The sequence below is a fragment of the Acidimicrobiia bacterium genome, from assembly GCA_035948415.1.
GTDB lineage: Bacteria > Actinomycetota > Acidimicrobiia > IMCC26256 > PALSA-555 > PALSA-555.
Map to the genome: position 1 here is coordinate 20,502 of DASZJD010000057.1, position 8,677 is coordinate 29,178.

Sequence of the window (8,677 nt, forward strand, 5' to 3'; positions counted from 1 at the left end):
TGTTCAGTCTCCCACCACGTCGAGGCGCACCAGGTCGTCCGCGGTCTCACGGCGGACGACCAGCCGCGCCGAACCGTCGCGCAGGAACACGACCGCCGGGCGGGGAACCTTGTTGTAGTTGGAGGCCATGGCGTAGCCGTAGGCGCCGGTGGTCGGCGTGGCGAGGAGGTCGCCGCGGCGCACCCCGGCCGGGAGGCGGGCGTCGGCCACGATGACGTCGCCCTGCTCGCAGTGCTTGCCCACGACCCGGCAGGACAGCGGGCGCTCCTCGTTGACCCGGGCCGGCAGGTACGCCTCGTAGCCGGCCCCGTAGAGCACCGGGCGCGGGTTGTCGCTCATCCCGCCGTCGACGGCGACGTAGGTCCCGACGGCTGGGATCTTCTTCACGGTGCCGACCCGGTACAGCGTGATCGCGCAGGGGGCGACGATCGAGCGGCCGGGCTCCACGAGGAGCGTCGGCCGGTCGCGGTTGTCCCCCGCCCAGTGGCGGGCGAGGCTCCGTCGGAGCGACGCGGCGTAGTCGGCGACGTCGATGGCGTCGTCCTCGGCGAGGTAGCGGGCCGCGAGGCCGCCGCCGAGGTTCAGCTCGGGCACCGGCGCCTCGAGCTCGGCGGCGAGCCCGGCCAGGACCGCGACGGCGCGGTCCCACGGGTCGAGGCGCTGGATCTGCGAGCCGATGTGGCAGTGGAGACCGCCGAACCGCAGTCGAGCGCTGGTGAGAACCCGCCGGGCCGCCGCCAGCGCGATGCCGTCGGTCACCGTGAACCCGAACTTCGAGTCCTCGGTCCCGGTCTCGATGTACTCGTGGGTGTGGGCCTCGACCCCGGGCGTCACCCGGACCAGCACCGTCGGCGTCGTCGAGGTGTCGGCGGTCAGCTGCTCGAGCCGGTCGAGCTCGTCGAACGAGTCGGCGACGATGCGCCCGACGCCGAGCTCGAGCGCGGCGCGGAGCTCGTCGTCCGACTTGTTGTTGCCGTGCAGCACGACGCGCGCCGCCGGGAAGCCGGCGGCCCGGGCCACGTGCAGCTCCCCGCCGGTCGCCACGTCGAGGTGCAGGCCCTCCTCGGCGACGAGGCGGACCATCGCCGCGCACAGGAACGCCTTCGCGGCGTACACGACGGTGTCGACGCCCAGCTCGGCGACGTACGCCCGGCACCGGCGCCGGAGCTCGTCCTCGTCGTAGACGAAGAGCGGGGTCCCGAACTCCGCCGCCAGCGCCTCGTGGTCGGCATGGAGCAGCGCCTTGGGGACCAGCGACCGGTCGAGCGGCGCGGGCGTGATCACGGTGCTGCGTCGTCGACGTCGTCGAGGCGCTGCATCTCGTCGGGCGCGCCGACGCCGAGCAGGGCCAGCGCGTTCGCCAGACCGATGCGGCAGCCCTCGGCGAGCCAGAGCCGAGCCTGGGTCGTCTCCCAGTCGTCGGTCAGGACGCGGCAGTCGCGGTAGAAGCCGTGGAACCGGGCCGCGAAGTCGCGGACCCACGTCGTGACGCGATGCGGAGCCCGCAGCGACGCCGCCTCGGCGACGACCTCCGGGAAGCGGTCGAGGGCGCGGAGCAGCTCCAGCTCCCGCTCGTGATGGAGCGGGGCGAGGTCGGTCTCGAGGATCGGGTGACGAACCACGCCCGCCACCGCCGCCTGCCGGCCGATCGACACGACCCGGGCGTGCGCGTACTGCACGTAATAGACGGGGTTCTCCATCGACTGGGCGGTGACGACGTCGAGGTCGAAGGTCTGGGGCGTGTCGATGCCTTGGAGGAGGAAGGTGAGGCGGCACACGTCGGGGTCGACCTCGTCGAGGATGTCGGCCAGCGTGACGATGTCACCGGCTCGCCGCGACATGCGGACCGGCTGGCCGCCCTTCCTGAGGTTGACGAGCTGGCCGAGGACGACCTCAGGCTCGCCGGGATGACCGAGCGCCGCGAGACCGGCCTGCAGCGACTTCACCTGGCCGTGATGATCGGCACCCCAGATGTCGATGAGATGCTCCCAACCGCGGCTGAGCTTGTCGCGGTGGTAGGCGAGGTCGTTGCAGAGGTACGTCGTCGAGCGATCGGACTTCACGAGGACCCGGTCTCGGCTGTCGCCATAGTCCGTCGTGCGCAGCCAGATCGCACCGTCGCGCCCGAAGGTGACGCCGCGTCCGCCGAGCTCTCCGAGCACGGCGGCGACGTCGCCGCGGTCGTGGAGCGTCCGCTCCGAGAACCAGGTGTCGAAGTGGACCCCGATCCGTCCGAGGTCCTCGCGCAGCTGGCGCACCACGTCGCGGTATCCCCACTCGCGCGCCTGCTCCCTGGAAGCGACGTCGCCGATTTCAGCGCGCATCCGCTCCGCCATCTCGATCAGGTACGCACCCCGGTACCCGTCGTCCGGCGGCTCGCGTCCGTGGTACCGGGCGAAGAGCGAGGCGCCGAAGGTGTCGAGTTGGTTGCCGGCATCGTTCAGGTAGTACTCGCGGTGCACGGTCGCCCCTTGGGCGGCGAGCAGGTTGGCGAGCGCGTCGCCGACGGCCACCCAGCGCCCCCCACCGGCGTGCAGGGGCCCGGTTGGGTTCGCCGACACGAACTCCACGTTGATCCGCGCCGCCTCGAGGGCGCGCCCGTACCCCCACCGGTCGCCGAGCTCGACCACGGCGCGGAGGACGGCGTGCAGCCCGCTCGGCGCGATCCGGAAGTTGATGAAGCCGGGCCCGGCGATCTCGACCGACTCGAGGTGCGGCCAGGGCGTCAGCTGGAGCGCGGCCTGGATCCGGGCTGCCGCCTCCGGCGCGCTCAGGCCCGCGGCCTTGGCCACCTGCAGGGCGACGTTGGTCTGCCAGTCCCCGCGGTCGCGCTGCCTCGTCGGCTCGAGCGCGACTCCCCCGGCCGGCTCGTGAAGGCCGGCCGCGTCCAGCGCGGCGCGCACGGCATCGAGGAGTTGGTCGCGGATCACGGGACAGGCCCGGCGTGGCGCGCCGGTGCCGCATCGTACTGCCGAGGCCGGCGAACGGCCGGTGGCATTCGCCTAACGTTCGCGGCGGTGATCGCGATGTCCGAGCCCCCGGCGGTGAACGGCGTCGCGGCGTCGGACGGCGACCCGCTCGAGGGTCAGGGCCTCGCGCTCGCCTACGCCGCGCTCGAGCGGGTTCGGTCGGAGCACGGCCTCGACCGGCTCACGGTCGCGGTCGACGACTCGCGACTCGGCCGCCAGCTGCTCGTCGCCCCCCGCGCCGACCTCCCGGATCGACTCGAGCCGGGGGCGGGCTGGCACGCCGAGCCGCCCGGTTGCGCCGCGACCGACATCGAGCTGGCCGTGACGCTCTGCCGGTTGGTGCTGCGCGTCGGCCGCCTCGACCCCGGTGCGCTGTCGCCGGTCGACACCCTCGAGCTCCAGCTCCGCGCCCTCGACGGCGTCGACGGCGTCGCCATCGACGAGGAACGCGACGTGGTGCGGGTCCAGACCACCCCCGGGGCGACCACCGACGCCGTGGCCCACGACGCGCTCGGGCTCGTCCGGGCGGGCCTGGACCGGACCGTGGTGGTCGAGCTGGTCGGATCTCGTGGCCTCGCCGCGCCTCGCACGGAGCCCACGCCGATCTCCTGGGCGCCGGCGCCGCTCGTCGAGCTCATCGCCGTCCGGGAGGACCGCGAGACGGGTGACCTCGAGGTGCACCTGCGCGGTGGCGAGGTGCGCACGATCGGCCGGGCGGCGCTCGCCGACGGCGTGGTCGGCGCCGCCGAGGCCACGCTCCAGGCCTGGCGGGAGCGGCCCGGTGCGCCGCCGCGGTCGCTCGCGTGGGCGCACGTGGTCGAGACGACGCCCGGGGAGGTCGGATGCGTCGTGGCGGTCGCGCTCGACGACCCGCGACGGGCCGCCGTGGCACCCGGGATCGGCACCGGCTCGAACCCGATCGAGGCTGCGGCGCAGGCGACGATCGACGCCCTCTCGCGCTGAGCGCGCGCGGCGTTCGACCGACCACCCAGCGAGGCCGGCGGAACCAGATCCGGCTCCCCGGCCGTCTGGGGCCGCGCCCCCCGGCACCTTCGACGCGGTGAGTTTCGGCTCCTGGGGCCTCGGGTACAGGGCTCCGCGTTATGGGGGGGCTGGCCAAGCGTTGGTGTGCTGGTGGCCGCTGAGGTCCAGGGCATCACGGGGGAAGGCACACAGGGCTCCGGCCGGCTCGCGTACGCGCCGGGGATGGACGGCCTGCGCGCCGTCGCCGTGCTCGCGGTCATCGTGTTCCACGCCGGCGCGAGCTGGCTGCCGGGCGGGTTCCTCGGCGTGGACGTGTTCTTCGTCATCTCCGGGTTCCTGATCACCTCCCTGCTCGTCGCCGAGCACCGTGGCACCGGTCGACTCGCGTTCGGCGCCTTCTGGGCCCGCCGGGCCCGCCGGCTGCTTCCCGCCCTGCTCCTGCTCCTCGCGGTGATCACGGCGTGGGCGCTCAGCCCCTGGCCCGACCCGGTCCAGCTGCGCGCCTTTCCCGACGACGCGATGGCCTCGCTCTTCTACGCCGCCAACTGGCACTTCGCTGCCCACGGCGCGAGCTACTTCACGCAGTTCAGCGCGCCGAGCCCGCTCCAACATCTCTGGAGCCTCGCCATCGAGGAGCAGTTCTACCTCGTGTGGCCGTTGGTGCTCGCGGCCTTCCTCGCGCTCCGGAGGACGGGTCGGCGGCAGCTGCTCGCGCTCTCGCTGGGCGGCGCGGCGGCATCGATCGTCCTGATGGCGGTGCTCTACAACCCGTCACATCCGTCGGCGGTGTACTTCCAGACCGACACCCACGCCTTCGGGCTCCTCCTCGGCGCCGCCGCCGCGCTGTGCGTCGCTGGTGGCGGCGACCGGCTCGGTCGGGCGTGCACGGTGCTGGCGCCGGCGGCGCTCGCGGGGATGCTGGCGTGCTTCGCGGTCATCGACGGCCACGGTGCGTTCGCGTACCGCGGCGGGATCGCGCTGGCGGCGCTGGTCACGGTGCCGGTCGTGGTCGCCTCGTCTCGGCCCGGCGTCGTGTCGAGGTTGCTCGCCTTCCGCCCGCTCGTGTGGATCGGCCTCGTGTCGTACGGGCTCTACCTCTGGCACTGGCCCATCTGGACCGTCCTGACCGACGCCCGTCTTGGGCTCGACCCGGTCTCGGGCACGCTCGTGCGAAGCGCCCTCCTGCTGGCGGTCACGCTGGCGTCGTACCTCGGGCTCGAGCTCCCGATTCGACGCGGCGCGCTGCCCCGGTGGTCGGCGCGACTGGTCGCCCCGGCGGCGGTGGGCGGACTCGCCGCGGCGATCCTCGTGGTTCCGCTCCCGCCGCCGGTCTTCACGCCACCGGTCTCGGTCTCGGGCTCGGCGATCAGCGCGAGCCTGACCGCACGGGACACGCCGCGGGTTCCACGTGTCATGCTCGTCGGCGATTCGACGGCCGCGTCGGCCGCGTCGGGGTTCTTCGACGTCGCACGCGGCGACTACCAGCTCGTTCCCGCCGGGATGCCGCCGCACCCGGACTCCTACTGCCCACTGGACATCTGGCTCGACGCCGTCCGGGAGCCTGGCCGCGGGGTCCACGTCCACCCGCCGTCACCCGAGTGCGACTGGTTCCACATGTTCCCCACCCTCGTGCGGGCGTACGACCCATCGGTGGTGGTGGTGATGTTCAGCCTGTGGGACACGCTGCCGCATCACGTCAACGGGCGCTGGCTCGAGTCCGGGACGCCCGAGTGGGCCGCCGAGCTCCAGGCCGCCGCGAACTGCGCGATCAGCGAGCTCGGCGCGAACGGCGCCCGGGTCGAGCTCGTGCTGGCGCCCCGAACCATCGAGCAGCCGGGCTTCGGCGCCGAGTACTTGAGCGTCGTCTATCAGAGCGTCGCGGCCGGGGACCCGACTCGAGTCGGCGTCGTGGATGCCCGCGGGCCCACCGAGGCCGGGTCGACCGCGACCCGTTGGGACGGCATCCACTACACCCCGGATGGCGCGCGGCTCCTCGCAGGGATCGCGCGCCCCGCCTTGGCGGCTGCCCTCGCGCAGCCGCGCTTGCTACCGGCGACGCCGAGCCCCTGCCAGCCGCCGGGCTGATCGGACGCGACGCGAGCGCTCGCGTCGGTGCGGTTGGCAGCCGGCACGGCTGCCGATGACGCCGATATTGGGATCGATGGGCGGTCGCCCCGGAGGTCGTTGAGGGTAGGTCCAGTGTTTCGCTACGAGACGCCGGCGCCGCTCCCCAAGCCGTCCTCGCCGAACGCCCCAACCGCCGCGCCGATGCGGGTCAACTCGCCGATCGAAGTATTGACACCCACAGGTAGCGGCTGTGACCCTCCCTAGAGGAGGGCGTTCGGCACCTGTGGGGTGTCAAAACTCGATCACGCCGCTGACCTGCGAGTTGGCAGGAGCGTGCCGAAGACTGCTCAGTGAATTCTGAGACTGGTGCGGCTTATGAGGTCTGCGCCTGCCTCGAGCCGGGACGATCCGGTCTTTCACGAGCCAGCAAGTAACCGCTGGTCAAGGGCCGGATCGAGTTTTGACACCCCACAGGCCCGAACCGGGGAAACGCTGGAGCGGACGACGGGATTCGAACCCGCGACCCTCACCTTGGCAAGGAGGCGGGACCCGTCTCGTCGCGTCCACCGCGTGTTGTTGTGTTGGTATGCAACGGCTCCGCGCGCCTTCAGCGCGGTCAGACCGTCGTCGGCGTCGATGGCCTCGCGACAGCATGTGGACTCGAGATCGTCCTCGCCGCGGACCTGGTTGCGACGACCTGCGGACCGCTACGGTTTGCGAACGTCCGCCAGTGCAGAGGGGCTGAGCGATGGCGATCGACCGTCAGGAATCCCCGTACCGACGCGGCAACCGCTATGACCAGCTACCCATCCCGATGGTCACGGAGCACTGCATCCCCGTCGACGCGGGGGCGGTCCAGCTCGTCGTGGAGTCCCGCAAGCTGACCAACGAGATCATCAAGGGTACCTTTCGCGACGCCGCCGACGCGCAGATCGTCTTCGACGATTTCGGTGCCACGCTCCACGTGTGCGGAACGGCTGACGGTCTCGAGCACCTGCGCTTCGACTGTTTCGAGAACGAGCCGCACTACCACTACATCGAGCAGGCGAGCGGTGCGAACACTCTGGTGCGCATCGACGAGCTGGCGGTCGGCGACCCCATCGACTTCTCGCTCGCCTGCATCGAGCACCACCTCCCCGACATGCTCCGTCACTGCGGAGTCGGCGGCCTAGCCGACGAGGTCGCCGACCAGCCCGACAAGGTGAACACCGCGGTCGCCGAGGTCCGCGAGCTCATGAGGAAGGCCCGCTACCCGGTGGCGTGACGGCTACGTCACGAACGTGGCCACCCGGTGGTGGATACGCCACGTGCCGTTGTCGCAGTGGAAGGTGTCTTCGTATCGGCCCACGAGCTGGATCTTCCAGCCAGCCTCGCCCTGCAAGACGAAGACCACGTCGCTGATCGCGTTGGCCTCGTGGTCGTTCCAGTCGGTGACGAGGGTGTTGAGGACGAGGTGACGTTGGGGCGCCCGCGGCTTCCATCCGGAGTAGGCCTTGCGGAGGGCGTCGTGGCCTTCGTGCGTGCCCATGCCGCTGATCACGGAGACACCATCGGGGCAGAAGGTGGCGACGACGTCGTCGGTCCGGCCGTCGTCGAGGGCCTGGGTGTACGCGGCGATCGTGGCGCGGATGCCCTCGGCAACCTCTGCGAACGTCGTCGCCATGGTCAGAAACCGAGGTCGGCGATCGGCTTGTCGAACGGAGCCACGTTGACCTTCTCCAGTGCCGGGAGCAGCTGCTCGTAGGGAAGGCCGGCGAGGAACCCATCGATGGTCCGCTGCAAGTTGGAGATGTGACCCTCGAGCCGCTCGTTCAGACGCATGTACTCGAAGCCCTTCGCGTGCAGACCCTTCTGCTGTCGCGGCAGGTTCGAGAAGTCCTGGGCGGGGATCGGTGGCCACCGGGGATCGCTGCACTCCCACGCTTCGGGCGGCGCGAGCGGCACCGGCTCTTCGCCCTCGGGGAACCGCGCGAGCGACCAGATCTCCATCAGCGTCTCCTCCGGCCCCAAGGGGCGGAAACGGTACGAGGAAGCGCTGCTGTACATCGGCAGCACGAAGTAGTGCGGGAAGCACTGGTAGAAGGTCTCGTTGAACCCTCGCGTGTCGATCTCGTTAAGGTCGGGGATGTCCGCGCTCCGCTCGCGGTGCCAGCTGATGACCGCGTCGTTGAGCGCGCGATTCCAGGTCGAGATCGCGAGCTCCGGGTCGGTGGGCAGCTCCATGCCGCGCAGGCCCTCGGCGACGCTCACGTCGTTCGCGTGCACCATCCCGTCCATCCCGTCGCTCAGCACGCGCAGGTACTCGATCTCCGCTTCGATGAATGCAGGCGGGTCGAACGGCGCGCCGGATGGGAGCGAGTACCGCATCCCTTGGATGTCGAGCTGGGGATGGGTCACCACCACGTGGTACATCTCGACGAACGCCTCGATCGCGAGCTTCCAGTTCACGGGGAGACGGGCGGCGTACCACTTCTCGGCCCGCAGCGACTCGATCTTCCACGCCTCGAGGATCGTGGCGGCCGGCTCCATGCACTCGCGCACCGGCGGCGCGTCGCGGTCGAAGTTGATCCACGCGCACCCGCCCCACACCTCGCAGCGCACCGGCGTCAGGTTGATGTCGTCCGCTTGCAGGTTGTGCTCGGAGAACGTCGACGCCC

7 protein-coding genes are annotated in these 8,677 nt (G+C 71.5%); 3 read left to right on the forward strand and 4 right to left on the reverse strand.

Translation table 11 applies throughout. From position 1 onward, the window contains the following. Window positions 1–3: 3 nt before the first annotated feature. Both lysA and argS read right to left on the reverse strand, forming a co-directional pair. Window positions 4–1,284, reverse strand: coding sequence for a diaminopimelate decarboxylase (lysA, locus tag VG869_08550; GenBank protein ID HEV3451240.1), 1,281 nt, complete (start codon window positions 1,282–1,284; stop codon window positions 4–6). Beyond that, a complete protein-coding gene (gene argS / locus VG869_08555) occupies window positions 1,281–2,930 on the reverse strand; it encodes an arginine--tRNA ligase (GenBank protein HEV3451241.1) in 1,650 nt (549 codons plus the stop codon). The genes lysA and argS overlap by 4 nt, the downstream gene beginning before the upstream one ends. A gap of 87 nt (window positions 2,931–3,017) precedes the next feature. On the opposite strand from argS, the gene VG869_08560 reads away from it, so the two are divergent. The 3 genes from VG869_08560 to VG869_08570 all read left to right on the forward strand — a co-directional run bounded on the left by VG869_08560 (window position 3,018) and on the right by VG869_08570 (window position 7,284). Beyond that, window positions 3,018–3,932, forward strand: a complete 915-nt coding sequence (locus VG869_08560; GenBank protein HEV3451242.1) for a hypothetical protein — start codon at window positions 3,018–3,020, stop codon at window positions 3,930–3,932. Window positions 3,933–4,103: 171 nt separating this feature from the next. Further along, on the forward strand, window positions 4,104–6,038 hold the full coding sequence (locus VG869_08565; protein HEV3451243.1) for an acyltransferase family protein: 1,935 nt from the start codon (window positions 4,104–4,106) through the stop codon (window positions 6,036–6,038). A 730-nt stretch (window positions 6,039–6,768) separates the two neighbouring features. After that, entirely contained in the window at window positions 6,769–7,284 is a 516-nt protein-coding gene (locus VG869_08570) for a hypothetical protein (protein HEV3451244.1), read from the forward strand. A 3-nt stretch (window positions 7,285–7,287) separates the two neighbouring features. Here VG869_08570 and VG869_08575 read toward each other — a convergent pair whose 3' ends face one another. Further along, complete coding sequence (locus VG869_08575) at window positions 7,288–7,683, reverse strand: nuclear transport factor 2 family protein (GenBank protein ID HEV3451245.1); 396 nt, start codon at window positions 7,681–7,683, stop codon at window positions 7,288–7,290. 2 nt (window positions 7,684–7,685) lie between these two features. After that, window positions 7,686–8,677 (reverse strand): SRPBCC family protein (locus tag VG869_08580; GenBank protein HEV3451246.1); only part of this gene is annotated, 992 nt, incomplete at its 5' end.

Excerpts from the sequence above, each read along its gene's own strand:
- VG869_08575 (HEV3451245.1), bottom strand. The coding sequence starts at position 7,683 with ATGGCGACGACGTTCGCAGAGGTTGCCGAGGGCATCCGCGCCACGATC.
- VG869_08570 (HEV3451244.1), top strand. The coding sequence starts at position 6,769 with ATGGCGATCGACCGTCAGGAATCCCCGTACCGACGCGGCAACCGCTAT.